Annotated in this window: 25 protein-coding genes; 12 read left to right on the top strand and 13 right to left on the bottom strand. The window is 73.9% G+C overall.

The genetic code is table 11. The annotated features are described in order from the left end of the window. From JXZ78_RS28985 to JXZ78_RS28975, 3 genes are all read right to left on the bottom strand, one after another. On the bottom strand, positions 1 to 504 hold a 504-nt coding region (locus JXZ78_RS28985), incomplete at its 3' end, for a reverse transcriptase-like protein (RefSeq protein WP_238783447.1). Positions 505 to 507: 3 nt separating this feature from the next. Next, the gene (locus tag JXZ78_RS28980; RefSeq protein ID WP_030022783.1) at positions 508 to 1,251 is read right to left on the bottom strand and encodes a zinc ribbon domain-containing protein; all 744 of its coding nucleotides are present in this window, start codon (positions 1,249 to 1,251) and stop codon (positions 508 to 510) included. Beyond that, complete coding sequence (locus tag JXZ78_RS28975) at positions 1,248 to 2,114, bottom strand: Nif3-like dinuclear metal center hexameric protein (RefSeq protein WP_030022782.1); 867 nt, start codon at positions 2,112 to 2,114, stop codon at positions 1,248 to 1,250. The genes JXZ78_RS28980 and JXZ78_RS28975 overlap by 4 nt, the downstream gene beginning before the upstream one ends. Positions 2,115 to 2,412: 298 nt before the next feature. On the opposite strand from JXZ78_RS28975, the gene JXZ78_RS28970 reads away from it, so the two are divergent. Together JXZ78_RS28970 and JXZ78_RS28965 are read left to right on the top strand one after the other, a co-directional pair. After that, a complete protein-coding gene (locus JXZ78_RS28970; RefSeq protein ID WP_050502814.1) occupies positions 2,413 to 3,801 on the top strand; it encodes a hypothetical protein in 1,389 nt (462 codons plus the stop codon). Between the two features lie 134 nt (positions 3,802 to 3,935). Continuing rightward, positions 3,936 to 4,085: a hypothetical protein gene (locus JXZ78_RS28965; RefSeq protein ID WP_167745458.1), complete on the top strand. Its 150-nt coding sequence runs from the start codon at positions 3,936 to 3,938 to the stop codon at positions 4,083 to 4,085. Between the two features lie 158 nt (positions 4,086 to 4,243). Here the strand turns inward: JXZ78_RS28965 and JXZ78_RS28960 are convergent, their stop codons facing one another. From JXZ78_RS28960 to chsH3, 3 genes are read right to left on the bottom strand one after another with little or no spacing between them, the layout of a single operon-like run. Continuing rightward, positions 4,244 to 5,197 carry a 3-oxoacyl-ACP reductase gene (locus JXZ78_RS28960; RefSeq protein ID WP_238783446.1) on the bottom strand — a complete coding sequence of 318 codons (954 nt, stop codon included), beginning with the start codon at positions 5,195 to 5,197 and terminating at the stop codon, positions 4,244 to 4,246. Between the two features lie 52 nt (positions 5,198 to 5,249). After that, positions 5,250 to 6,335, bottom strand: a complete 1,086-nt coding sequence (locus JXZ78_RS28955) for a Zn-dependent alcohol dehydrogenase (protein ID WP_030022779.1) — start codon at positions 6,333 to 6,335, stop codon at positions 5,250 to 5,252. A 58-nt stretch (positions 6,336 to 6,393) separates the two neighbouring features. After that, positions 6,394 to 7,260, bottom strand: coding sequence for an enoyl-CoA hydratase ChsH3 (chsH3, locus tag JXZ78_RS28950; RefSeq protein ID WP_030022778.1), 867 nt, complete (start codon positions 7,258 to 7,260; stop codon positions 6,394 to 6,396). A gap of 367 nt (positions 7,261 to 7,627) precedes the next feature. Here chsH3 and JXZ78_RS28945 point away from each other — a divergent pair, with 367 nt between their 5' ends. After that, a complete protein-coding gene (locus JXZ78_RS28945) occupies positions 7,628 to 8,986 on the top strand; it encodes a sensor histidine kinase (RefSeq protein WP_030022777.1) in 1,359 nt (452 codons plus the stop codon). 123 nt (positions 8,987 to 9,109) lie between these two features. Then, positions 9,110 to 10,507, top strand: a complete 1,398-nt coding sequence (locus JXZ78_RS28940) for a condensation domain-containing protein (protein WP_030022776.1) — start codon at positions 9,110 to 9,112, stop codon at positions 10,505 to 10,507. Between the two features lie 103 nt (positions 10,508 to 10,610). On the opposite strand, the gene JXZ78_RS28935 is transcribed toward JXZ78_RS28940, so the two are convergent. After that, positions 10,611 to 10,913 carry a hypothetical protein gene (locus JXZ78_RS28935; protein WP_030022775.1) on the bottom strand — a complete coding sequence of 101 codons (303 nt, stop codon included), beginning with the start codon at positions 10,911 to 10,913 and terminating at the stop codon, positions 10,611 to 10,613. Positions 10,914 to 11,015: 102 nt separating this feature from the next. On the opposite strand from JXZ78_RS28935, the gene JXZ78_RS28930 reads away from it, so the two are divergent. Beyond that, entirely contained in the window at positions 11,016 to 11,627 is a 612-nt protein-coding gene (locus tag JXZ78_RS28930; protein WP_030022773.1) for a response regulator transcription factor, read from the top strand. Positions 11,628 to 11,642: 15 nt separating this feature from the next. Here the strand turns inward: JXZ78_RS28930 and gcvH are convergent, their stop codons facing one another. The 3 genes from gcvH to JXZ78_RS28915 form a co-directional block, all read right to left on the bottom strand. Beyond that, positions 11,643 to 12,038 (bottom strand): glycine cleavage system protein GcvH, encoded by a 396-nt coding sequence (gcvH, locus tag JXZ78_RS28925; protein WP_030022771.1) that lies wholly within the window; start codon positions 12,036 to 12,038, stop codon positions 11,643 to 11,645. 67 nt (positions 12,039 to 12,105) lie between these two features. Further along, the gene (locus JXZ78_RS28920) at positions 12,106 to 12,918 is read right to left on the bottom strand and encodes an SDR family NAD(P)-dependent oxidoreductase (RefSeq protein WP_050502813.1); all 813 of its coding nucleotides are present in this window, start codon (positions 12,916 to 12,918) and stop codon (positions 12,106 to 12,108) included. After that, on the bottom strand, positions 12,911 to 14,356 hold the full coding sequence (locus JXZ78_RS28915; RefSeq protein WP_030022768.1) for an MFS transporter: 1,446 nt from the start codon (positions 14,354 to 14,356) through the stop codon (positions 12,911 to 12,913). The genes JXZ78_RS28920 and JXZ78_RS28915 overlap by 8 nt, the downstream gene beginning before the upstream one ends. A gap of 328 nt (positions 14,357 to 14,684) precedes the next feature. Here JXZ78_RS28915 and JXZ78_RS28910 point away from each other — a divergent pair, with 328 nt between their 5' ends. Then, positions 14,685 to 15,788, top strand: coding sequence for a VanZ family protein (locus JXZ78_RS28910; protein ID WP_030022767.1), 1,104 nt, complete (start codon positions 14,685 to 14,687; stop codon positions 15,786 to 15,788). Positions 15,789 to 15,822: 34 nt separating this feature from the next. Here JXZ78_RS28910 and JXZ78_RS28905 read toward each other — a convergent pair whose 3' ends face one another. Together JXZ78_RS28905 and JXZ78_RS28900 are read right to left on the bottom strand one after the other, a co-directional pair. Next, on the bottom strand, positions 15,823 to 17,019 hold the full coding sequence (locus JXZ78_RS28905) for a lipid-transfer protein (protein ID WP_030022766.1): 1,197 nt from the start codon (positions 17,017 to 17,019) through the stop codon (positions 15,823 to 15,825). 82 nt (positions 17,020 to 17,101) lie between these two features. Further along, the gene (locus JXZ78_RS28900; RefSeq protein WP_030022765.1) at positions 17,102 to 19,372 is read right to left on the bottom strand and encodes an acyl-CoA dehydrogenase family protein; all 2,271 of its coding nucleotides are present in this window, start codon (positions 19,370 to 19,372) and stop codon (positions 17,102 to 17,104) included. A 392-nt stretch (positions 19,373 to 19,764) separates the two neighbouring features. Here JXZ78_RS28900 and JXZ78_RS28895 point away from each other — a divergent pair, with 392 nt between their 5' ends. The 5 genes from JXZ78_RS28895 (at position 19,765) to JXZ78_RS28875 (ending at position 24,068) form a co-directional block, all read left to right on the top strand. Continuing rightward, a complete protein-coding gene (locus tag JXZ78_RS28895) occupies positions 19,765 to 20,415 on the top strand; it encodes a class I SAM-dependent methyltransferase (protein WP_238783444.1) in 651 nt (216 codons plus the stop codon). Positions 20,416 to 20,436: 21 nt separating this feature from the next. Continuing rightward, positions 20,437 to 21,450 (top strand): N-acetylmuramoyl-L-alanine amidase, encoded by a 1,014-nt coding sequence (locus tag JXZ78_RS28890; RefSeq protein WP_030022763.1) that lies wholly within the window; start codon positions 20,437 to 20,439, stop codon positions 21,448 to 21,450. A 176-nt stretch (positions 21,451 to 21,626) separates the two neighbouring features. Then, complete coding sequence (locus JXZ78_RS28885; protein WP_030022762.1) at positions 21,627 to 22,490, top strand: DUF5336 domain-containing protein; 864 nt, start codon at positions 21,627 to 21,629, stop codon at positions 22,488 to 22,490. Between the two features lie 173 nt (positions 22,491 to 22,663). Further along, positions 22,664 to 23,674 (top strand): LLM class F420-dependent oxidoreductase, encoded by a 1,011-nt coding sequence (locus tag JXZ78_RS28880; protein WP_030022761.1) that lies wholly within the window; start codon positions 22,664 to 22,666, stop codon positions 23,672 to 23,674. Positions 23,675 to 23,756: 82 nt separating this feature from the next. Then, on the top strand, positions 23,757 to 24,068 hold the full coding sequence (locus JXZ78_RS28875) for a helix-turn-helix domain-containing protein (RefSeq protein ID WP_030022760.1): 312 nt from the start codon (positions 23,757 to 23,759) through the stop codon (positions 24,066 to 24,068). A gap of 103 nt (positions 24,069 to 24,171) precedes the next feature. Here the strand turns inward: JXZ78_RS28875 and JXZ78_RS28870 are convergent, their stop codons facing one another. After that, positions 24,172 to 24,966 (bottom strand): maleylpyruvate isomerase N-terminal domain-containing protein, encoded by a 795-nt coding sequence (locus tag JXZ78_RS28870; protein ID WP_372498454.1) that lies wholly within the window; start codon positions 24,964 to 24,966, stop codon positions 24,172 to 24,174. Positions 24,967 to 25,083: 117 nt separating this feature from the next. Here JXZ78_RS28870 and JXZ78_RS28865 point away from each other — a divergent pair, with 117 nt between their 5' ends. After that, on the top strand, positions 25,084 to 25,392 hold the full coding sequence (locus JXZ78_RS28865) for a hypothetical protein (RefSeq protein ID WP_030022758.1): 309 nt from the start codon (positions 25,084 to 25,086) through the stop codon (positions 25,390 to 25,392). The last annotated feature ends 27 nt before the right edge of the window (positions 25,393 to 25,419 follow it).

Genomic DNA, 25,419 nt, shown 5'->3' with positions numbered 1-25,419 from the left:
CGCCGCCGCGTCGGCCGCGCGGGCGGCGGCACTGCGCGCCGGACCGCCCGCGTCCAGTTCGGCCCGCGAGTCCCGCGGCTCCCACTGCCGGCCCGCCTTGCCCGCGTCCATCGCCTCGTTGGCGAGCCGGTCGGCGTGCTTGTTCTCCTCGCGCGGGATCCACTCGTACGTCACCTGCGCGGGCGGGAAGACGCTCCGCGCCTCCGCCGCCAGCGGCCGCATGTCCGGGTGCTTGATCTTCCAGCGCCCGGACATCTGCTCCACGACGAGCTTGGAGTCCATCCGCACCCGGACGTCCGCCTCCGGGTCCAGCGCGTACGCGGCGCGCAGGCCGGCGACCAGGCCCCGGTACTCGGCGACGTTGTTGGTCGCCGTGCCGATGTACTCGGCGGCCTCGGCGAGCGCCTGCCCGGTCTCCGGGTCGATGACGACCGCGCCGTAGCCCGCGGGCCCCGGGTTGCCCCGGGACCCGCCGTCGGCCTCGACGACGAACGTACGGGCCACGGCCTACAGGCCCGAGTCGGGCGTGCGCACCAGGATGCGGCTGCAGTTCTCGCAGCGCACGACCTTGTCGGCGGGCGCGCTGCGCACGTCGTTCAGCTCGGTGATGTCCAGCTCCAGGCGGCAGCCCTCGCAGCGGCGCTGGTAGAGGCGGGCCGCGCCGAGGCCGCCCTGCTTCTCGCGCAGCCGGTCGTAGAGCTTGAGCAGGTCGGCCGGGATGTCGGCGACGGTCAGCTCGCGCTCCTTGCGGACCGTGTCGGCCTCGGCGTCGATCTCGGCCCAGGCGGCGTCCCGGCGGGCGGTGGCGTCGTTGACCTTGGCCTGGACGGACTCCACGCGTCCGGTCAGCTCGGTGACCCGCTCCTGGGCGGACTCGCGGCGCTCCATGACCTCCAGGACGACGTCCTCCAGGTCACCCTGGCGCTTGGCGAGGGAGGCGATCTCCCGCTGGAGGTTCTCCAGGTCCTTGGGCGAGGTGATGGCGCCGGAGTCCAGGCGCTGCTGGTCGCGGGCGGCGCGCTGGCGCACCTGGTCCACGTCCTGTTCCGCCTTGGTCTGCTCGCGGGTGGTGTCGCTCTCCTCGGTCTGCGCGGCGACGAGCAGGTCGCGCTGCTGGGTGAGGTCGCCCTCCAGGGTCTGGATCTCGGCCAGCTCGGGGAGGGTCCTGCGCTTGTGCGCGAGCTGGCTGAGCCTCACGTCCAGGGCCTGGACGTCGAGGAGGCGGATCTGGTCGGCGGGCGCGGCGTTCAGCGGGGGGCTCCTGATGTGTTCGTCGGGGTCGTGCGGGCGTCGGACGCCGCGTGGGCGGTCCAGGGGTCGGTGACCGTGCGCGACACGTGGGTGCGCAGGTTCCAGCCGTGCCGGTCGGAAATCTCGTCGAGCTGGGCCGCGGCCTGCTCGCACCAGGGCCACTCGGTGGCCCAGTGGGCGGCGTCCAGCAGTGCCAGCGGGCTCTTCTGGGTCGCCTCGGAGGCGGGGTGGTGGCGCAGGTCGGCGGTGAGGAACGCGTCCGCACCGGCCGCCCGTACGTCGTCGAAGAGGCTGTCGCCGGAGCCGCCGGAGACGGCGACCGTGCGGATCGTACGGTCCGGGTCGCCGGCGATCCGGACGCCCTGCGCGGTGGCGGGCAGCCGGGCGGCGGCGTACGGGCCGAACTCCGCGAGCGTCATCGGGTGCGGCAGCTCGCAGATCCGGCCCAGGCCGCGGCGGCCGTGGGAGTCGGTCTCGTCCGGCACCAGCGGACGCAGGACCCGCAGGTCCAGCGCGCCGGCCAGGGCGTCGGAGACGCCGGGGTCGGCGGTGTCGGCGTTGGTGTGCGCGACGTGCAGCGCGACATCGTTCTTGATCAGCGTGTGCACGACGCGGCCCTTGAAGGTGCCGGCCGCGACCGTGGTGGTACCGCGCAGGTAGAGCGGGTGGTGCGTGACGAGCAGGTCGGCGCCGAGCCGGACCGCCTCGTCGGCGATCTCCTGGACGGGGTCGACGGCGAACAGGACCCGGCGCACCTCGGCGTCCGGATCACCGCAGACCGTGCCGACGGCGTCCCACGACGCGGCCCGCTCGGGGGGCCAGAGGGCGTCGAGCGCGGCAAGGACTTCAGACAGTACGGGCACGGGGGAAGGTTACCTCCCAGCCGCACCGCCGCGCCGGGCCGCTTCGGACGGCGGCCCGGCAGGCCGGGAGCGCCGCGGCCGTCGGGGCGTACGGCGGGCACCGGGGCCGCCGGGGGCGTTCCGGCGTCGTGGCCGCTCCCGCCGCCGCCCCGTCCCGCCGCACACAGCACAAGCACCCCTCGCACCTCAAGGCGAACCGGACATCAGCCACTCTTTTGCGTGAAGTGCCGCAACCTTCTCTCCTCGTTTGAGAGTGCGAAAACTAGCTTCGACCGCACTGACTGGAGGTGAGCACTCGATGACAGCCTGTGTCACCGAGGACGCCGCGACGCCGGACACCCGGCAGCACGGCGCGGCGCTGACGATCGCCGCCGACGGCTCCTACGCCGCCCGGCTCGCGCGGCACCGCAGCACCGGGAGCTGGTACCCCGAGCGCTGGACGCTGGCGGGCCCCGAGCCGTACGCGGTCCCCCTGCCCGGCCACCAGCCCGAGGAGGCGGGCACCGGGCTGCTGCCCCTGACGGACGGCCGGGTGCTGATCCGGCGCCGGGCCGCGGACCGCTGCACGCTCGGCCTGCTGTACCCGACCGGCCCGGGCACCGGCGAGCTGCCGCTCGGCGCCGTCGGGACGGCGGAGCTGACGCTGCTGCCCGCCGCGCCGTGCGGCTCGCGCGCGTACGCGCTGGCGCCCGGCGAGCACTCCACCGTGCTGTGGCTGGTGCACGACGGGCGGCCGTCCACCGTTCCCGGCCGGGCGCGCTCCGTGCCCGCCTGCGTCGCCGAGATCGAGGGCCGCTGCACGGGCGGTGTCTGGCTGGACCGTACGGGCCGGCTGCTGGCCCTGGACCAGGAGGTGGCGGGGCGCACCAAGACGGTGGCGGTCGATCTGGAGCGCGGCGGCGAGGTCAGCCCGCTGCTCCAGATCACCGAGGAGAGCAACGACCGGCTGCTGCTGGCCGACCCGGACAGCGGGCTGCTGGTGCTGCGGTCGGACGCGGCGGGGCACGACCGGCTGGGCTGGGGCGTGCTGGGCAGCGCGCTGCCGGTGCGCTTCCCGGAGTGCCTGCGGCTGCCGGACGCGGCGCTGCGGCCGTTCGCCGTGCAGTCGGGTCAGGCGCTGGCGCCGGAGAGCTGCGCGGTGGCGTTCCGTGTGGACGCGGCCGCCGGGACCTGGCTGGGCGTCTGGCGGCCGGCGGAGCGCCGCCTGCGCCAGCTGCCGCCGCCGCGCGGGTGGCTGGCGGGCACCGGACTGTGGACGCCGGACGGCGAACTGCGGCTGCCGTTCGAGACACCGGCGGTGCCGTGCGGGGTGGCCCGGCTGCCGGCCGCGGCCACGGGGGCGCAGTCCCGGGATGCCGCGCCCGTCGTGCTGTCCGCCGGCGCCGGGCGTCGCGCGGAGCCGCCTGCCGTGCCCGGTTCCTCCGGTGGTCCGTCCGGCGGTCCGTCCGGTGCTGCCTCCGGTGATCCGACGCCCACCGGTTTTCCGGTCAGAGCCGCACGATGGGTACGTATCCCCTCAACTCCCGCGGGGCTGCACGTCCGTACGCCGCCACCGCCCGCTCCCTCCACACCATTCACACAAGCGGAACCCGTGACCCTGGAACCGTACGGCGCGTCCGCACATCCCTCTCCGTGCAGACCGGTGCCGCTGCAACAGGCGCCGCTGGCGGTCCGGGAAGCCCGGTAGAGCAAGATCGTTCGCTTCGTTAGGATCGGCGGTCGACCGGCCGCCGACGGCATCTCGCCGCGGCACTTCCCAGTGGTGACTGGGAGAGGTCCGACGCGTACCGCCGTAAGCGATCCGACGGAGTGACTCCCCGCATGTCCGAAGCCCGAACCGATACGACCCAGGCGCACCAGCAGGACGCCGACCGGGCCGCCGCGGCGGCAGGCGCCGGCAAACACCGTGGCCCGGCCGCCTCGGAGGACACCGCCGCGTCCCCGAACGGCAGGCACCGCCGGGACCAGTAGCCGCAGGACTCCCGAGAGCCCGCGTCCGAGCCTCCGGGGCCGCCCCGGGCCGTGGGGCCCGCCCCGGACCGCGCGCCACGCGACGGCCGTGACCTCCGTGCCACCCGGTCAGGGGCACGGCGGGCACGGCCGTCGGGTGTGTCCGGGGGCCGGAGGACTCACCTGCGCTTGAGGCCGAGCACCTCCGCCGCCGCGAACGTCTCGTTCGGCGGGCGCTCCGCGTAGTACGGCGTCAGGACGCCGTCCAGCTCCGCGTACGTGAAAGCGTCCTTCGCGGTGTCGAACTGCGCGGCCACCCTGGGCCGTTCGACCACCGCGACCATGCCGCCGTGCACCACGAGCACCTGCCCGTTGACCCGCGCCGCGGCGGGCGAGGCCAGGTAGCCGACGAGGGGCGCGACGTGCTCGGGGGCCAGCGCGTCGAGAGCCCCCTCCCCCGGTACCTCGAACCCGGCGAAGACGTCCTCGGTCATCCGGGTACGGGCGCGCGGGCAGATGGCGTTGACGGTGACGCCGTACTTGGCCAGCGCGAGCGCCGAGGAGGTGGTCAGGCCGACGATGCCGCCTTTGGCCGCCGCGTAGTTGGGCTGGCCCGCCGAGCCCGCGAGGAACGCCTCGGACGAGGTGTTGACGATCCGCCCGTACACGGCGGCGCCGGCGGCCTTGGAGCGTTCGCGCCAGTGGGCGGCGGCGAAGTGCGTGGTGTTGAAGTGGCCCTTGAGGTGGACGCGGATCACCGTGTCCCACTCGTCCTCCGTCATGGAGAACACCATCCGGTCGCGCAGGATGCCCGCGTTGTTGACCAGGACGTCCAGCTTGCCCCAGCGGTCCACGGCCTCCCGGACCAGGCCGCTCGCCGTCTCGTGGTCGGCGACGTCGCCGACGTGCGCGACGGCCTCGCCGCCCGCCGCGCGGATCTCGGCGGCGGTCTCCTCGGCCGGGGCCGCCGACGCGGCGCCGGAGCCGTCGCGGCCGGGCTGCCCGTAGTCGTTGACGACGACGGCCGCGCCGAGCCGGGCGAGTTCCAGCGCCTCCGCCCGGCCCAGGCCGCGGCCCGCCCCGGTGACGATCGCGGTCAGGCCGTCGAGCGGCCGTTCGGTGGGAAGAGTCACGTTCTCGGCTTCCTCTCGTTCGTCGGGGGCGTGCCACCCGCGCCGGGACGGGTCACATCTCGACGCACGTACGGAGCGCGACGCCGGTCCGCATCTGCTCCAGCGCCTCGTTGATCTCGGTGAGCCGCACCCGGTGGGTGATCAGCCCCGCCAGGTCGATGCGGCCCGCCCGCCACAGGGCGACGGCCCGCTCGTAGGAGCGCAGCACGTCCCCGCCCCCGTACAGCGACGGCAGGATGCGCTTCTCGTCGAAGAACAGCTCGAACATGTTGACCTGGAAGTGATCGTCCATCGCCCCGGCACCGACGACGCAGAGGGTGCCGCCGCGCCGCGTCGCCTCGTAAGCGGTGCGCGCGGTGGCGGACTTGCCGACGACCTCGAAGACGTAGTCGAAGCCTTCACCGGCGGTGATCCGCTGCACGGCGTCGGCCAGCGCCTCCGGGGCGACCGCTTCCGTGGCGCCGAAGCGCAGCGCCGCCTCGCGCCGCGTCTCCACCGGGTCCACCGCGACGATCGACGTGGCCCCGCACACCCGCGCGCCCTGGACGGCGGAGATCCCCACGCCGCCGCAGCCGAGGACGGCGACCGACGAGCCGGGCTCCACCCGCGCGGTGTTCAGCGCGGCACCCAGCCCCGTCGTCACCCCGCACCCGATCAGCGCCGCGATCTCGTACGGCACGTCGTCCGGGATCGGTACGGCGCAGTTGGCGGCGACCACCACCTCCTCCGCGAAGGTGCCGGTGCCCGCGAAGCCGAAGACGTCGGACGGGTCGGCGCCGGGGCGGCGGAAGTTGGGGGTGCCGGCGTTCATGAACCCGGCCAGGCACAGGTGGGTCTGGCCGCGCTTGCAGGACGGGCACGTACCGCAGGCGGGCAGCCAGCACATCAGCACCCGGTCGCCCGCCGACAGGCCCGCGACGCCGTCACCCACCTCCAGAATCTCGCCCGCGCCCTCGTGCCCGGGGACGAACGGGGCGGGCTGCGGCAGCACCCCGCTCATCGCGGACAGGTCGGAGTGGCACAGCCCGGTGGCCCGGATGCGGATACGGACCTTTCCCGGGCCGAACCCGACCGCCTCGATGCCATCGACGACTTCCAGCTTGTCCTGCCCTGTCTGGTGCTGAATCGCTGCGCGCATGTGCGCTCCCTTCGCGGGGCGGCCAGAGTGGGGTGGTCATGTGCGGCCGGGCCTGTCCTCACACACCCGGCGGGCCGGTCTCGACGGCGGTGTCCGCCAGGACCGGCGCGTCCTCCCGGTCGGCCGCCGTGACCGACACCAGGACCCCCTCCGGCTCCCGCCACATGCGGACGCGCAGCGTCTCGCCGGGGAAGACCACCCCGGCGAACCGGGTCGTGTACGCGGTGACGCGCGCCACGTCGCCGTCCAGCACCTCGTCCACCACCGCCTTCAGCGTGATGCCGTAGGTGCACAACCCGTGCAGGATCGGCCGGTCGAAGCCGGCCAGCTTGGCGAACTCGGGGTCGGCGTGCAGGGGGTTCCAGTCACCGGACAGCCGGTAGAGCAGGGCCTGGTCCTCCCGTACGGGCCGCTCGACGGTACGGTCCGGCGCGCGCTCGGGAAGCTCCCGCCTGCTGGACGGGCCCCGCTCCCCGCCGAAGCCGCCCTCCCCCTTGACGAAGATCTGCGTGTCGCACGTCCACAGCGGCCCGTCGTCGTCGGCCGTCTCGGAGCGCAGCACGATGACCGCGGCCTTCCCCTTGTCGTACACGGCGGGCACGGTGGACGTCTGGACGGCCCGGCCCCGTACGGGCAGGGGCCGGTGCACGGTCACGGTCTGGCCGCCGTGCAGGACGGCGGCCAGGTCCACGTCGATGCCGGGCGCGGACAGGCCGCCGGCCAGTGCCATGCCGCCGCCCGCCACCGTCGCGAAGCTGGGCAGTACGTGCAGCTCGCTCTCCAGGGTGTAGCGCAGCTCGCCGGGGTCGGTGGCGGGCACGCCGGCGCCGATGCCCAGGTGGTAGAGCAGGACGTCCTTCGGCTCCCAGGCGAGTTCGGTGGTCCGCGGCTCGGCGGAGGTGGCCTTGGCGGCGTCGATGGGCATGGGGCTGCTGCTCCTTCACCACGGTGGGAAGACCCCGGCCCGGCCGTCCGCACCGTCGGCCGTGCCGGGGTCGCCTGCGGTCGGCCGTCGCGTCGGCGGTCCGGGCGGTACGGGGCCGGCCACGGCGCCCGGCCCGCCGTTCTAGAACGCGTTCTATCCGACGGCTCCCATGTATAGCCGATCCGGCGGAAGCCCGGAACCCCCTGACGCCCCGTCAGGCGGGCGCGGCGCACCCACCGCCCGCCTCTGTGACATTTGTCGGTACCGACCGCGTACATTCACCCCTGCCGAGGCCGCGGACGGCGTCGGTAGCGTCGCGGGCGGAGCGCGGACAGCGGCGCGGAACAGGGAAGAGGCAGTACGGAACGTGCGCAGGAACCGGCAGACCGAGGCGGACGGCCAGAACGGGCAGGAAGGACAGGACGGGCGAGACGGCCAAGAGGCGCAGGGCGCGTGCGGCGGGCGGCGCCGGCCCGGCCGGCGCCGCCCCCGTCAGCAGGCCCGGCCGGGCTGGTCCGGCCTGCTCGACGTACCCATCGAGCCGCACCGGGCCGTCGAGGCCGGGACGAGCGACGGGAGCGCCCCCGCCAAGGGCACCCCCGACAAGGGACCGCGCGCCTTCACCTTCCTGCCGTGGCTGCTGATGGGCATCGGCGCCCTGTCCAACATCATCAGCGGCAAGTCGCAGAACACCTGGCTGGCGGGGCTCGGCCTGCTCGCCTTCAACTCGATCTACATCTTCGTCGTCTTCTCGGCCTTCAACCCCCGCTACCGCGACTCCCGCGTCCCCGTGTACGGCCTCGCCGCCCTGACCGCCGTCACCTACGCCATCTCGATCACCTTCGGCCACGCCTGGCTGCTCTTCTTCCCGCTCCTCTCCCTGGCCTCCGGTGCGGTCCGGGCGATCCGCGGCAAGCCCCACTTCATCCTGCTGTTCGTCCTCAGCGGCTCCGCGGGCACCATCGCGGGCCGGCTCGTCGGCGACCACTGGGAGGCCGCCGCCATCGGCTACGGCACTTTCATCTCCGGCATGGTCACCGCGACCGTCCTGAGCCTCTTCGACACCGTCAAGCAGCTCGACGCGACCCGCCAGGAGCTGGCCCGCACCGCCGTGGAGAAGGAACGCCTGCGCTTCTCCCGGGACCTGCACGACCTGCTCGGCCACACCCTGTCGGTGATCGTGGTCAAGGCGGAGGCGGTACGGCGGCTCGCGCCGCGCGACCTCGACGCGGCGCTGGCCCAGACCGCCGACATCGAGGCGGTGGGCCGCCAGGCGCTCACCGAGATCCGCGAGGCGGTCACCGGCTACCGCGAGGGCAGTCTGAGCACCGAGCTGGACCGCGCCCGGTCCGCCCTGGAGGCCGCCGGCATCGAACCCGTCGTACGCGAGTCCGGCCCGCCGCTGCCCCCGCAGGCGAGCGCGCTGCTCGGCTGGGTGGTGCGCGAAGGCGTCACCAACACCGTGCGGCACAGCGGCGCGACCCGCTGCGAGATCGAGGTCCGTACCGACGCCGCCGGCGACCGGGCCCGCCTCACCGTCACCGACGACGGCCACGGCCCCGCCCCGTCCGCCGCACCCGCCACCACCGGCGGCACCGGCCTCAAGGGCCTCACCGAACGCCTCGCGGCCGCCGGCGGCGCGCTGGACGCCGGGCCGGACGGCCGCCGGGGATTCCGGCTGGTGGCGGAGCTGCCGGTGGGCGGCGAGGAGCTCACGGGACGCTAGCGTGTCCTTTACCGCACAGTTCCGCCCCACGGTGCAACTTCGCTCTCATGGGATAACTCCCGCCCCGTCCGGGACAACCTGTAGCTGAGTTCCCGCGACTACGAACGGAGAACCCCTGTGCGCATGACCGACATCCAGCGTTGCGAGGTCCGGCCCGGACGCCTCGTGGAGTGGACCCTGCACCCGGCGGTCGTCGAGGCCGCCACGAGCTTGCCGAACGATGCGCGCCCGCCCGCCTACATCCAGGAATCCCACGTGCGCACGGCACGATCGGTACGCGAGGACGGGCTGTTCGTCCCCACCTGGCTCGGCACGGCCTTCGACATACCGCAGAGAGCCGACCTCGACGTCCTGCAGGAGGCGCTGCGGACCTGGACCCTCCGGCACGAGACGCTGCGCAGCGGTTTCCGCTGGGCCGGTGACGAGATGCAGCGGTTCACGCTCGACGCCGGCGACGTCGAGCTGCACCGTACGGAGGCCGGCGACTTCACCGACGCGGCGGCGCTGACCCAGCATCTGCAGGATCGATTCGACACCGCGGCGGACGCGCTCAGCTGGCCGAACTTCATCTTCGCCGCGGTCGTCCGGGACGACAGTACGAGTGTCTACATGGCGTTCGACCACAGCAACGTCGACGCGTACTCCATCCAGCGGATCACCGCCGAGATCCACGAGCTCTACGCGGCCGGTCTCGACCGCCGCACCGTGGACGCGGCGCCCGTCGCCAGCTACGTCGACTTCTGCGCGACCGAACGCAGCACCGCCGACCAGGTCGACGACACGCACGAGATCGTCGCCCGCTGGCGGAAGTTCATCGCCCAGTGCGACGGGAAGCTGCCGAACTTCCCCCTGGACCTCGGCCTCGACCCCGCCGGACCGCTGCCCACGCAGAAATTCCTGCACGAGATGCTGGTGGACGACGCCGCGGCGGCCGCCTTCGAGGCGTACTGCCGTCCGTACGGCGGCAGCTTCATCGGCTTCCTCGCGGCCACCGGCCTCATCGTCCGCGACGTCGGCGGCCACCCGGTGTACCGCACCGTCGTGCCCTTCCACACCCGGGCGAAGTCCCGGTGGTCGGACTCCGTGGGCTGGTACGTGGGCGGCGCGCCGATCGAGGTGCCCGTGGGCCAGGCGCCGGACTTCGACACCGCCATGCGGATGGTCCGTACCGCGTTACGCGAGAACCGGTCGCTGTCCCGGATTCCCCTCGCCCGCGTGCTCCGGCTGCTGGGCTCGGACTTCCGGCCCACGTCCCCCGACCTGTACTCGATCGTCTCGTTCGTCGACGCGCGCGGCGTCCCCGGCTCCGAACAGTGGCAGCACCTCAAGGCGTACGGGCTGATCCGGGTCTCGTACGGCGACCAGGTGTGCGCGTGGATCACCAGGCTCCACGAGGGCCTGCAGTTCGCCGGCCGCTACCCGGACACCGACGCCGCGTACGGCAGCCTGCGGCTGTACGTCGAGCGGCTGCGGGAGATCGTCCTGTCGGTGGCGCACGAGGGCGCCGCGACGCCCGTCTGAGTCCTGACGCTCCGACCCGCGCCGAGCCGCCGGCCGGCGCCGAGGCCCGCGCTGTCCGCACGAGCGTCCTCGGCGCCGGCCGTGGGCGGCCCGGCCCGGCGGGTCAGCGCTGGATCTTCACGCTGATCCCCCGGGGCGCTTTCGCCGACTTCCCCGGCGGGACGACCTGCCCGACGGTGCCGGAGCAGTTCGTCCCCCGGTACACGACCACTTCGCGGTTGGTCTGGTTCTTGATGTCCAAACCGGCCTTGGGCCAGGAAAAACAGGCCCCGTCGTGCGGATTGACGAATTTCTCGCCGCCGTTGACCGTGAGCGTGCCGGTGGCCGCCTGGGCGCTCGTCGGACACGTCAGACACAGGGCCGCAGCGGCGCACGAGATGCCGACCGCGGCACGCAGACGTTTCAAGGTTCCTCCCGGGGTGCGCAATGCATTCCCCTTATCGCTACCTCGCCTCGGCACCACCACACCACTCGTTCGCATGGTGTCGCAGCGCTCTACCCTGGTGCCATGAGCTGCGTAAGAGTCCTGCTGGCCGAGGACCAGGGAATGATGCGGGGCGCGCTCGCGCTGCTGCTCAACCTGGAGGACGACATGGAGGTCGTCGCCCAGGTGTCGGCCGGGGACGAGATCGTGCGGACGGCGCTGGAGGCGCGGCCGGACATCGCGCTGCTGGACATCGAGCTGCCGGGCCGCAGCGGGCTGGACGCGGCGGCGGAGCTGCGGGAGGCGCTGCCGTCCTGCAAGGTGCTGATCGTGACGACGTTCGGGCGGCCCGGGTACCTGCGGCGGGCGATGGAGGCGGGCGCCTCCGGGTTCCTCGTCAAGGACGGGCCGGTGGAGGAGCTGGCGGCGGCGATCCGGCGGGTGCTGGCCGGGGAGCGGGTCATCGACCCGGGGCTGGCCGCCGCCGCGCTCAGCGCGGGGCCCAATCCGCTGACCCAGCGTGAGCGCGATGTGCTGACCGCGTCCGTGGACGGGGCGACCGTCGCCGACATCGCGGGGAAGCTGCACCTGTCGCAGGCGACGGTGCGCAACTACCTATCCGGCGCCATCGGCAAGACCGGCACGCGCAACCGTATGGAGGCGGCGCGTACCGCCCGTCAGAACGGCTGGCTGTAGCGGCGGGCCGGGCCGTCAGCTCTCCGTGCCCTCCTGGAGATAGCCCTCGTAGCCCTTCGCGTCCATCAGCGCGTCGAGTTCGGCGGGCCGGGACAGGCGGAGGACGATCAGCCAGCCCGCGCCGTACGGCTCGTCGTTGATCTGCTCGGGGGCGTCGTTGACGGTGTCGTTGACCACGAGGACCGTACCGGTCAGCGGTACGTAGACCTCGGTGACGGCCTTGACCGACTCCAGCGACCCGAACGCGTCACCCGCCTCGAACCGCTCACCCTGCTTGGGCAGTTCGGCATAGACGATGTCACCCAGCTGCCGCTGCGCGTGGTCGGTGATGCCGACGGTGACCTGATCGCCTCTGACCCGGACCCACTCGTGGTCCTTGGTGTACGAAAGATCCGCGGGGATGTTCGCCATGCCGCGGACGGTGCCACCACGCCCGGGCGGAGGGAAGGCTTCCGGCGGCCGGGGCCCGGGCGGCCGCTCACGTCCGCAGGTACGACGCCCCGTTGAGGTCCAGTACCGCGCCCGAGCTCCACTGCGCCTCCGGGGAGGCCAGCCACCGTACGGCGGCCGCGACCTCCTCCGGCGTGGCGACCCGGCCGAACGGGCTCTGCGCGCGGATCGCCGCGCCCTCGGCGCCGGTCAGGCGGTGGGCCACCCGGTCCGTGTCGATGAAGCCGGGAGCCACCGAGGCCACCGCGATGCCGTACGGGGCGAGGGCGACGGCGAGCGACTGGCCGAGGGCGTGCACGGCGGCCTTGGTGGCACCGTAGGCGGGATGGTCGGGTTCGCCGCGGAAGGCCCCGCGGGAGCCGACGTTGACGATCCGGCCGCCGGTGCCCTGCGCGATCATCGCCTGGGCCGCGCCGTGACCGAGGTGGGCCGTGCCGAGCAGGTTGACGGCGACGTGCTGCTGCCAGGCGGCGGTCCAGTCGTCGTACGGCGTGGTCGCGGGCGGGTGCGGGGTGTTGACGGCGGCGTTGTTCACCAGGACGTCGAGGCCGCCGAGCGCCTCGACGGCCGCACCGGTCAGCGCGGCGGCACCGGCCGGGTCGGCGAGGTCGGCGCCGAGCAGGACGTGGCCGCTGCCGGGCAGCGCGGCGAGGGTCTCCTCGGCGTCGGCGCGCCGCGATCCGTAGTGCACCGCGACCCGGTCGCCGTTCGCGGCGAAGGCGTGGGCGACGGCCCGGCCGAGGCCGCGCGAGGCGCCGCTGACCAGGACGCGGCGGCCGGTGGCGGGGAACGCCGGGACGGGGGCGGCGGGTGCGGGGGTCACGGGGGCGGGGTCAGTCATGGTGGGCGTCCTCGGGGCGGCGCGGCAGGGCTAGGACCATCAGGAGCACGCTCGCCAGCAGGACGGCCGTGCCGACCTCGAAGGCGAGGCCGTACCCGGCGGCCATGGCGGCCCGGCCGCCGTGGTCCGCCGCGATGCGGGTGGCCGCGACCGTGGACAGGATCGACAGGCCGAGCGCGCCGCCCATCTGCCGCGAGGTGTTGATCAGGCCGGAGACCAGGCCCTGGTCGGAGGGGGCGGCGCCGGAGGTGGCGATGGAGGCGATCGGGGTGGCGGTCAGGCCCGCGCCGAAGGCCATCAGGATGCCGGGGCCGAGCAGCGTGCCGAGGTAGGTGCCGTCGGCGTCCATCTGCCCCTGCCAGAGCATGCCGGCGGCGGAGACCAGCGCGCCCGTGACGGCCAGCGTCTTGGCGCCCGCCCGCTTCATCAGGCGCGGCGCGATCTTGGAGCCCAGCACGATGCTCAGCGAGTGCGGGATGAAGGAGAGGCCGGCTTCGAGAGGGGTGTAGCCGAGGACGTTCTGCACGTAGAGGGAGAGGAAGTACCACATGGAGAACATCGCGGCGCCGGCCAGCACCATGGCGCTGTTCGCCGCGTACACCGAGCGCAGCCGGAAGAGCGTGAGCGGCATCAGCGGTGCCTTCGTACGGGCTTCGACGGCCACGAAGGCGAGGAGCACCAGCAGGCCGGCGGCCAGCGGCAGCAGCGCGGTCGCGGAGGTCCAGCCGTCCGACTCGGTCTGCACGATGCCGTACGCCACCAGCGCGAGGCCGGCCGTCACCAGCAGGGCGCCCGGTATGTCGAGCCGCCGTCCCTCGCCGCGCCGGCTCTCGGTGAGCCAGCGCAGCGCCCCGGCCAGCACGAGCGCGCCGACCGGCACGTTGATCAGCAGCACCCACCGCCAGGAGAGGTACTCGGTCAGTACGCCGCCGACCAGGCCGCCGACGGCGCCGCCGCCCGCGCCGACCGCGGTCCAGGTGGCGATGGCCCGGGTCCGGGCCGGGCCCGCGGGGAACGCGGTGGTGAGGATGGTGAGCGTGGCCGGGGAGAGCACCGCCGCGCCGATGCCCTGCACCGCGCGGGCCGCGATCAGCTGCCACGGCTCCCGCGCCAGGCCGCCCGCCAGACTGGCGACGGTGAAGAGGGTGAGCCCCACGACGAAGATGCGCTTGCGCCCGAAGAGGTCGGCCACCCGGCCGCCGAGCAGCATGAACCCGGCGAAGGTGATCACGTAGGCGTTGACCACCCATTGCAGCCCCAGCTCGCTGAGTCCGAGGCCGGTGCGCATGCTCGGCAGCGCGACGTTGACGACCGAGACGTCGAGGACGACGAGGAACTGCCCGGCGCAGACCAGCAGCGTCACCAGCCAGACGGGCGGGGTACGGCGGGCGTTTTCGGGCAGCGTGGCGGGGGTGGCTGTCGGGGGCATGGTCTCCATAGTTGCACCTGACACGCGCCGGCGGCATCGGATTATCGGCCCGGAGTGGCCGGTCGGCGGGCCTACGACGAAGGTCACCGGGTCCGGGCCGGAGGTCGCAGGACCGGGCCGGAGGTCCCGGCCGGACGAGGCGGTGTCCGCGCGTCCGCGCCCTTTAGGGTTACCGCCATTGATCATCGGGAGCGCGCGGCCGACCCTGCGCGCCCTCACCTGCCAGGAGAGACACCATGCGCTTACGCAGCCGTACGGCATCACCTGCGGCATTACCCAGCCGTTCGGCGTTGTCCACCGTGGCCGCGATCGCCGCCCCCGGCCCGGCCCCGGTCGTATGCTGACCGCCGTCTTCGGCGGGCACGGACAGTTCGTCGCCCTCGCCGTCGTCCTCTCCTGCGCCGTGGGCGCGGTGACCTGCGCCGTCGCCCGCAGGAAACGCGCCCGCCCCCTTGCCTGGGGACTGTGGGGCGCCTGTACGACCGCCACGCTCGCCCTGACGCTGTGGAGCACCGGCGACGGAGGCGAGGCGGCATCCTGCACCGTGAATCTCGATGTCTTCGAGCCCTTCCGGCAGACGCAGGGGCTGCTCAACTTCGGGATGCTGGTGCCGTTCGGCCTGCTCGGCGTTCTCGCCACCGGACGTCCGGTCCTGGTCGCCGCGCTCGGCCTCCTGCTCCCGGCCGCGATCGAGACGGCTCAGGCGCTGGCCCCGATAGGACGGGCGTGCGATACGAGCGACCTGGTGGCCAACGGCCTCGGCGCGCTGCTCGGTACGGCGGCCGGCACCGTCCTCGCGCAGTTCGGCCGCGGTACCCCCTTGTCCCCGGGCGTGACCAGAAGAGCCTTCCTCGGCGGCGGGGTCGCGGCGGCCGTCATGGGCGCCCTGCTGTTCTCCTTCACCGAGTTCAGCGTCGTCAGCCGCACGGTGAACACCGTGGCGGCCACGGCGGAGCAGAAGGCCGCGATCGACGGCCGGCTCCGGGCGGCCTTCGGTGGCGCGTACCGCGCGACCGACCACAGCGTCACGCTCGGCGAGGACGGTACCGGCACCGTCACCGCCTTCTTCGGTGCCGGTGCGGCCGAGCTGAGCTGGCCGGACCAGAGCGAGTTCACCGCCTCGATGCCCCCGGCGGACGTGGAGCCCGGTCAGGCGTTCGCGGTGCCGGGCACCCAGCCGCGGCCCGCGACCGGACCGGATGCCGTGCGGATCGCCGAGGCGTACGCCGGCCGGTACGCGCCCGGATGGCTGAAGAACGCGAAGATCCATGTCTCGCGCGACGACGGGCCGGCCGGCCGCGGCTGGCACGTCTACTGGCGTCGGCGGGAAGGCAAGGTCCTCCTCCCCCCGGGGCTCGACCTGCGTATGGACGGTGAAGGGCGCATCAGCGACCTGACCGAACGCAGGACCAACGATCCCGCGCGCGCTGCCGCCGGGTGACCGGGGCGGGCGAGGGCTCCGGAGCTCCGGGCCCTCACCCCTTCCGCAGCAACGTCACCACCGCCGCGCCGCCCAGGCCGATGTTGTGCGCGAGGCCCACGCGTGCGCCGGGTACCTGCCGGGCGCCCGCCGTTCCGCGCAGCTGCCACACCAGCTCGGCGGCCTGGGCCAGGCCCGTCGCGCCGAGCGGGTGGCCCTTGGAGATGAGGCCGCCGGACGGGTTGACCACCCACCGGCCGCCGTGGGTCGTGGCGCCGTCCTCGGCCAGCTTGCCGGACTCGCCGTCCGCGCACATGCCGAGCGCCTCGTACGTCAGCAGTTCGTTGACCGAGAAGCAGTCGTGCAGCTCGATCACGTCCACGTCCTCGATGCCGAGGCCGCTCGCCTCGTACGCCTGGCGGGCGGCGGCCCGGGACATCGGGCGGCCGACGACGTCGATGCAGGACCCGGCGGTGAAGCTGTCCTGGGTGTCGGTCGTCATGGCCTGCCCGGCGATCTCCACCGCCCGGCCGGCCAGGCCGTGTTCGCGGACGAACCGCTCGGAGGCGACGACGGCGGCGGCCGCGCCGTCCGAGGTCGGTGAGCACTGGAGCTTGGTCAGCGGCCGGTGGACGGTCCGGGCGGCGAGGATCTCCTCGACCGTGTACACGTCCTGGAACTGGGCGTTCGGGTTGTCCGCCGAGTGCCGGTGGTTCTTGGCGCCGACCGCGGCGAGCTGGCGTGCGGTGGTGCCGTACCGGTCCATGTGCTCGCGGGCGGCGTTGCCGAAGAGCTGCGCGGTGGGCGGGGACATCTCGAAGCCGTGCGCGGCGGCCATCACCGCGTAGTGGCGGGCCACCGGGGAGGTCGCGAAGTCGCCGCTGTCCGCGCCGCCGCCGAGCGCGCCGCGCTTCATCTTCTCGAAGCCGAGGGCCAGTACGCAGTCGTTGAGGCCGGAGGCGACGAACTGCCGGGCCATCATCAGCGCGGTGGCGCCGGTCGCGCAGTTGTTGTTGACGTTGTAGACGGGGATGCCGGTCAGGCCCAGTTCGTAGACGGCGCGCTGGCCGGCCGTGGAGGCCTGGTAGCAGTAGCCGACCGGTGCCTGTTCCACGGCGCTGTACGGAATGCCCGCGTCGGCGAGGGCCTTGCCGCCCGCTTCCCCCGCCATGTCCCAGTACTGCCAGTCGCGCGTTTCCGGCTTCTCGAACTTCGTCATGCCCACGCCGATGATGTACGCCTTGCCGGCCATGTCCGTCCTCCTCCTCGGGGGCGTATCCGGGCCCTGCTGTCCGGGCGTCCGGGCTCCGGATACCGGGTCTCCGGGTACCGGGTCAGATGAGCGGGCGCGGCTCCGGATCCCTGGGCAGGCCGAGCAGCCGCTCCGCGACGACGTTCAGCTGCACCTGCGTCGTACCGCCCGCGATCGTCAGGCAGCGCGACATCAGGAAGCCGTGCAGGGCGCGTTCCGCTTCGCCCTCGCCCGTCGCGCCCTCCGGGCCGAGGAGTTCGAGGGCCAGCTCGGCGACCTTCTGCTGGTGCGCGGTCTGCACCAGTTTGCGAATGCTGGCACCGGCGCCCGGTTCCCGTCCCGCCACCTGCTGGAGGGTGGTGCGCAGCCCGATGCAGGCCAGCGCGTGCGCCTCGGCGGCCAGCGCGCCCACCCGCTCGCGTACCGCGCCGTCCAGTCCGGCGGTCCGCTCGATCAGCGCCTCCAGGCCGGTGCCGAAGGTCACCTGATCGGCCATGTGGACGCGCTCGTTGCCGAGGGTGTGCCGGGCCACCGTCCATCCGTCGTCCACCTCACCCACCACCGCGTCCGCCGGGAGCAGTACGTCGTCGAAGTACACCTCGCTGAAGAGCGCGTCGCCGGTGATCTCCCGCAGCGGCCGCACCTCGACGCCGGGTGCCGACATGTCGACCAGGAAGAAGGTCAGCCCCTGGTGCTTCGGCGCCTCCGGGGCCGTCCGGGCGAGCAGGATGCCGTACCCCGCCCACTGGGCCGCCGAGGTCCACACCTTCTGGCCGTTGACCCGCCAGCCGCCGTCCGCCCGCTCGGCCCGGGTACGCAGCGCCGCCAGGTCCGACCCGGCCTCCGGCTCGGAGAACAGCTGGCACCACAGCTGGTCGCCGCGGAGCGTCGGCAGCAGGTGGCGCTCCTTCTGCTCCGGCGTCCCGTAGGTGATCAGGGAGGGCACCACCCAGGTGGCGATCCCCAGATCGCTGATCCGGACCCCCGCGTCCCGCAGTTCCCGCTGGACGGCCAGCTGCTGTACGGGGCCGGCGCCCAGACCGTACGGGGCGGGCAGGTGCGGCGCCGCGTACCCGGTGGGCGCCAGCTCGCGCCGTACGGCTGCGGGGTCCAGGCCGCGCACCTTCGCGATCACCGCGCGGGCCTCCTCGCGGTACCGGGCCGCCTCCCGCGACCGCTCCTCGGGCAGGTCCACGCGCAGCTCGCGCCGGGCGCCCCCGGCGCCGTACGCGGCCGCCCGCAGCCGGTGTTCGGCGCCGCTGCCCAGCAGTTGGCGGGCCACGGTCGCGCGCCGCAGGTACAGGTGCGCGTCGTGCTCCCAGGTGAAGCCGATGCCGCCGAGGATCTGGATGCAGTCCTTGGCGCAGGTGAAGGCGGCGTCCAGGGCGGTGGCGGCGGCCAGCGCGGCGACCATGCCGCGGGCCGCCGGGGCTTCGTCCGCGGCACGCGCCGCGTCCCATGCCAGGGCGCGGGCCTGCTCGACGCGTACGAGCATGTCCGCGCAGAGGTGCTTGACCGCCTGGAACTGGCCGATCGGCCGCCCGAACTGTTCGCGTACGCGGGCGTGCTCGGCGGCGGTGTGCAGGGCCCGGTCCGCCGTACCGCACGCCTCCGCCGCGAACAGCGTCGCGGCCAGGTCCCGCACGAGGGCGGAGTCGACGTCCAGCACCCGCGCGGACGGGACCGTGACGCCCTCGGCCGTCACGCGTGCGGCCGGGCGGGTCGGGTCGGCGGCGGACGGCACCCGTACGGCGAGGGCGTCGGCGTCCACGGCGAGCCAGAGGGTGCGCGGCGGCGCGGCGGACGGGCTGGTGGGCGAGTCGGCGGGCGGGTCGTCGGGGGCGGCCTCTTCCGCCGCTTCCGCCGCTTCCGTCTCCGCCGCCGCCAGGATGATCAGGTCCGCGTCGCCACCGCCGAGGACGGGCGGCGCGGCGCCGTCCAGCACCCACCCGTCCGTCGTGGCGGCCGCCCGGAGCGTACCCGCGCCGAGCGCCACCGCGCCGATGCGTTCGCCGGTGGCCAGGGCCCGCGCCAGATCGGGGGCGCCGCCACGCCGCAGCAGTTCGGCGGCGAGCACGCTGGGCAGATACGGGCCGGGCAGCGCGGCACGGCCGGTCTCCTCCAACACGACGGCGAGGTCGAGCAGTTCACCGCCGCCCCCACCGCACTCCTGCGGCAGGTGCGGCCCGAGCAGGCCCATCTCGGCGAGCCCGTCCCAGTACGCGGGGCGGCCGTGACGGGCGGGCCCGGCGTCGAGCAGCTTGCGCACCTCCTCCGGAGGCACGGCCCGGGCCGCCCACCCCCGTACCGCCTCGGCCAGCTCCCCTTGCTCCGGTGTGATTCCGATGCCCATGCCGGGCAGACTAGAACACGTTCCAAACTGACGGTAGGTCAGACGGGGCAGCGCATGGGCCCGACCGGGTGGGGCCGGCCGGCCCCACCCCGGACCGCCCCACCGGTCGTACGGCACCCTCGCCTGCACGGCACCCTCGACCACGCGGCGCCCCCTGCCGTACGGTGCCACCGCCCCCACGCCCCCGAACTCCTCCCCGGATTCCCCGCGACCTTCCGCACCGCCGCATTCCCCGTACCCTCCGGAATTCCCCGCCCCATTCCCCGCCGACCCGCCGCCCCCTCCCGCCGCCGAACGCCCACCCGTCCGTCCCGCGCATTACCGGCACGTACGATCCGTCGTTATGAGTCACCGCCGTACTCCGGTGACCGTACGACCGAGGAGGAATCCCCATGGCCGCCGCGAACACCCCCAAGCCGGAGATACTCGCCGCATTCGAGGCGGCAAAAGGGTTCATGCCGCTCGACGAAGGGCTGGCGCTTTACGCGGCGGCCGGTGAGGCGGCGGCGCTGGGGATGCCCCTCGTCGAGGTCGGCACCTATTGCGGGCGCTCCACGATTCTGCTCGCCGACGCCGCGCGCGCGGCGGGCGTGACGGCCGTCACCGTCGACCACCACCGCGGCAGCGAGGAGCAGCAGCCCGGCTGGGAGTACCACGACCCGACCGTGGTCGACCCCGAGGTGGGCCTGATGGACACCCTGCCCGCCTTCCGCCGCGCGCTCTACGCGGCCGGGCTGGAGGACCACGTCGTCGCCCTGGTGGGCCGCTCCCCGCAGGTCGCGGCGCTCTGGAACACCCCCGTCGGCCTGGTCTTCATCGACGGCGGCCACACCGACGAGCACGCCACCGCGGACTACGAGGGCTGGGCGCCGCACGTCGCGCCCGGGGGGCTGCTCGTCATCCACGACGTCTTCGCCGACCCGGCGGACGGCGGCCAGGCCCCGTACCGCGTCTACCGGCGCGCCCTGGAATCCGGCGCCTTCACCGAAATGTCGGCACAGGGATCGCTGCACGTGCTGCGTCGTACCGGCGAAGGGCACTGACCTCACCACTACGATCGCGATGTGACGAACGGCAGTACATTCCCCCCGCGCCGCCGTTTCGGCGGCACCCTCGTCGTCGTCCTGGCCGCACTGCTGGCCGCCTGCGCCGCGGGCTGGCTGATCTGGCGGTCCGCGAGCGGGCACGGCGGCGACAAGCCGCCCAAGGCCCTGCCCGCCGCGACCCCGGCCTCCCCCGACGGCCGGCCCGGCACGGACGGCGCGCACGGCAAGGACGGCGCGCACGGCAAGGACGGCACTCCCGGCGACGGCGGACCGGACAGAACGGACGGCGGGAACGCCGGAACCGGCGGAGACCGGGACGGCAAGGGTGACCAGGCCGGACCCGGCGGCCGGACCGGCACCCGCCTCCAGGGCAAGGTCGTCCTCCTCGACCCCGGCCACAACCCCCACAACCGCGACCACCCCCGCGAGATCGCGCGCCAGGTGGACGTCGGCAACGCGCACAAGGAGTGCGACACCACCGGCACCTCCACCAACGACGGCTACGCCGAGGCGTCCTTCACCCTCGACGTCGCGCGGCGCGCCCGTACCCTCCTCCAGGCCGAGGGCGCCAAGGTCGTCTTCACGCAGGACGGCGACCGCCCGTACGGCCCGTGCGTCGACGAGCGGGCCCGCGCCGGGAACGAGGCGAAGGCCGACGCCGCGGTGTCCGTGCACGCCGACGGGGCGGGCGACGGCAACCGCGGCTTCCACGTGATCCTGCCCGCCCGGGTCACCGCGGGCGCGGCGGACACCTCCGCCATCGTCGGCCCGTCCCGGGAGCTCGGCGAACGCCTGGCGGGCCGCTTCGTGGCGGCCACCGGGAGCGCGCCGGCCAATTACCTGGGCGGCGGTACCGGGTTGGTCGTCCGGTCCGACCTCGGCGGCCTCAACCTCTCCGGCATTCCCAAGGTGTTCCTGGAGTGCGGCAATATGCGCGACCCGAAGGACGCCGCGCAATTGACCGATCCGCAATGGCGGGAAAAAGCGGCCCGCGGGATCGCCGAGGGCATTACAGGCTTCCTGACCCGGTAGCGGGCGGCGCCGATACCGACTCGATACCTGACCGATACCTACAAGACGGCCCACAGGATCCGGCGGTAGGTTCCCCCTTACGATGGGGGGCCACCCCATGCCTCGCCACGCGCCCACCAGCGCTTACGGCAGCGACAGCGAAGACCAGAACACCGGAACCGACAAAGGACCCTTACGTGAACATCCGCTCCCTCACTAGAGGCGACGGCGTGGTGATCGGAGCAGCGGTGTTGCTGTTCATCGCCTCGTTTCTCGACATCAGCTCGTACGACGGATCCGACTGCACCGGCAGCTTCTGCCCGAAGATCGCGTCCACGAACGCCTGGGACTCGCTGTCCCTGCTGATGGGCATGTTCCTGGCCGGCGTGATCGCGGCCGCCCTGATCGTGGTGGCCCGCGCCCTGCCGCAGCCGCTGAAGGTCGCCGGGCTCGACCTCGGGCAGTTCGGCGTCGCGTGGACCGTGTTCGTCGCCTGGTTCGCCTTCTGGACGACGGTCAACAGCGGCGGCGCGGGCGCCGGCCTGATCCTCGGCCTGATCGCCGCGCTCGTGCTGGCGGCCGCGGCCGTGGCCACGCCGCTGGTACCGGCCCTGAAGGCCGGCCTCGTCCCGGCCCCGCGGCCGCAGACCCCGTCCCCGTACGGCGCGGCTCCGGGCCAGGGCTACGGCTACCCCGGTGCCCACCAGCAGCAGCCGGGCCACGGCGGGTACGGCTACCCGGGCGCCCAGCAGCCCGGTCAGGGCCAGCCGCAGCCGGGGCAGGCCCAGGCCCAGCCCGGCCCGCAGTCGTACGGCGGGCAGCAGCCCTCCCCGGCCGCCGCGCAGCAGCCGGCGCCCGCCGCGGACTTCGCGCCGTTCTGGTTCGCGGTGCCGGTGGCGCGCCCGCTGTACGGCGAGGACGGCGCGCCCACGCCGATCGCCGAACTGGCGCCCGGCACGTGGTACCTGGCCGTGGACCAGCGGGGCCAGGCGCTCATCGCGCAGACGCAGGACGGGCGCCGCGGCGTCCTCCAGGACACGACCGGCATCCAGCGCGGCTGACACCGGCCGCCGTCCACGCCGCACGGCCCCTCACCCGCTCCGGGTGAGGGGCCGTCGCCGTACCCGCCCTTCCTTTCCCCCCTCGCCCCTCATACAGTGCACCGACCACTAAGCCGGCCTGCCCACCCGTCACTTCTCCTCCCTCCCGTCGGCCGTCCCGGAAGGGGCCCACCGTGCGACTCGGACTGGCACTCGGTTACTGGGGCCGCGGCCCCGACCCCCGGCACGTCGAACTCGCCCAGGAGGCCGAACGGCTGGGCTACGACTCCGTGTGGACCGCGGAGGCCTGGGGCTCCGACGCCTTCACCGCCCTCACCTGGATCGCCGCCCACACGTCCCGGATCAAGCTGGGCACCGCCATCGCCCAGATGGCCGCCCGCACCCCCACCGCCACCGCGATGCAGGCCCTCACCCTGGACCACCTGTCCGGCGGCCGGATGCTGCTCGGGCTCGGCCTGTCGGGGCCGCAGGTGGTCGAGGGCTGGTACGGCCGCCCGTTCCCGGCGAGCCCGCTCACCGCCACCCGGGAGTACGTGGACATCGTCCGCCAAGTGCTGCGCCGGGAAGCCCCGGTGACGCTCGACGGCCGCTTCCACCCGCTCCCCTACCGCGGCCCGGACAGCACCGGCCTCGGCAAGCCGCTCAAGCCCATCACCCACCCACGCCGCTCCGGCCTCCCCGTCCTCCTCGGCGCCGAGGGCCCCAAGAACATCGTCCAGACCACGCGCATCGCCGACGGCTGGCTCCCGCTGTACTGGTCCCCGTACCGCACCGACGCCTACGAAGCGTCCCTCGCCGACGCCCCCGAGGGCTTCCTCGTCGCCCCGATGGCCCGCGCCCGGCTCTGCGACGACGTGGCCGAGGGCCTGCTCCCCGTCAAGGCCATGCTCGCCTTCTACATCGGCGGCATGGGCCACGCCTCCCGCAACTTCCACGCGGACCTGATGTCCCGCATGGGCCACGAGGAAGCGGCCCACCGCGTCCAGGACCTCTTCCTCCAGGGCCGCCGCGACGAGGCCGTCCACGCCGTCCCCGACACCTTCGCCGACGACATCTCCCTCATCGGCCCCCGCCCCCGCCTCGCCGACCGCCTCGCCGCCTGGCGCAAGGGCCCGGTGACCGACCTCCTCGTCACGTCCCCCGACCTGAAGACGTTGCGGGTACTGGCAGAGCTGAACGGCTGACCTCACCGCACACCCCACACGAGCGGGTGAACCACCCCCCTTCCACCCGCCGCCCTGCCACCTGCGCTCTTAGCCTCGCGCCATGGAAGCTCCGTACAAGACCCGGTGGCAGGTGCCGGAAGAGCACCGCAGTGACCCGGCCTACGTGGAGGCGGGGACGGCGATCGCGCTCGGGCAGGCGGTGTTCGACGTGCGCGGTGCGCTCGGGATGTCGGTGGGTGAGCTGGCGCGCCGGGCGGGGCTCGGTGAGGACGAGATCGAGCGGATCGAAGGGGGCGGCACCGTGCCGACGCTGCCGTTGCTGCGCCGGCTGGCGGGTGCGTTCGACGCGCAGCTCGATCTGTCCATCGACTCGGACGAGCTGTCGCTGTCGTTCGTCCCGCACGCCGCCTGACCCGAAGAGGCCGGCGCCCGGCCTGACCAGCAGAGGCCGGGCGCCCGGCCTGCCGCGAAGAGGCCCGTGCCCGGTCGCGTCGCCGGGCGCCGTGGCGGGTGGGTCAGCCGAACACCGCCATCCCCAGCCACTCCTCCAGGAATGCCCGGTCGCCCGTGACCTCGATGCCCGGTGTGCCGACCGGGAGGCGGCGGTAGTAGACGCGGAGGAGGTCGGCGACGGGGCCCTGGAGGGTGACGGTGGACGGTTCGGTCGAGTGGCGGTAGGTGGGGGCGGTGCCGGAGAAGTCGAGGAGCCAGTCGGCGGGGGCGCCGGGCGGGGTGTCGGTCGCGTGCAGGCGGACGGTGCGATCGGAGCCGAGGAGGGTGTTGAGGGCGTGGCCGGGCCGGAGGGTGGGCAGCAGGCACATCAGCTGGGACCACTCCTCTATCGTATCGGCGGCGACCTCCGGGTCCAGGGGGAAGGCGGCGCCCGTGGTGGCGGCCGCGTCCGCCCGGTGGACGATCGTCTCGTGGGTCATCCGCCGGGGCCAGAAGCCGGACGGCTGTCCCGGGGCCCAGGCCCAGACCGACGCGTCGGGGCCCGCCTCGCGCATCGCCTCGGCGGCCAGCCGTGCGCCCTCCGCCAGCCAGGCGTCCAGGGCCGCCGGGTCGTCGGCGGACGGGCCCTTGGCCTCCGGGACCGCCTCGTAGGACACCATCTCGGTGGCCCGGGTCCGTACGGTCGTGGCGGCCCAGCGGTAGGCGCCGCCGACGTGCCGGACGAGGTCCTCCAGGGTCCAGTCCGGGCAGGTCGGTACGGCCGCCGTCAGGTCGGCGCCCCGGATGGTCTGCCGGAACCGGTCGCCCTCCACGAGGACTTCGGCACAGTAGCGGTCGTGGTCGAGTGTTCCGTTCATGGTCGTCATGGGTCGCACAGTAACGGGTAGGAGCGGATGCCGCCTCCGGTTATTCGGGAACGGAGCGGGAACGGCGGGGAGTTGTTTATCGCGGGCCGGTGCGGCTACCCGGCCGGCATGTCCAGGAGACACCGGTACGGAAGCAGTCACGCGGCCACGGCCGTCACCGTCGTCGCGGACGTCACGGCCGTCATCCTCGGCCTGTGGATCGCGATGTACCTGCTCGACGCGAACCGCGCCAACGACCTGGTGCACTTCGTCCAGGGCGCGGCGCGGTGGCTGGCGGGCTGGTCCTACAACCTCTTCACCTTCGACGCCGACTGGCTGCGGACGCTGCTGAACTACGGGCTGCCCGCGATCGTGTACCTGTTCGTCGGGCACGCGCTGGCCGCCCGTATCCGGCGGATCGAGCGGGTCGAGCGGTGAGGAGGGGCGGCCCCGGGGCGCCCCTCC

Source organism: Streptomyces monomycini (genome assembly GCF_022271435.1).
GTDB classification, from domain to species: domain Bacteria; phylum Actinomycetota; class Actinomycetes; order Streptomycetales; family Streptomycetaceae; genus Streptomyces; species Streptomyces monomycini.
The sequence above is the reverse complement of the archived record's forward strand: the minus strand, read 5'-3'. Positions and strand labels throughout refer to the sequence as shown.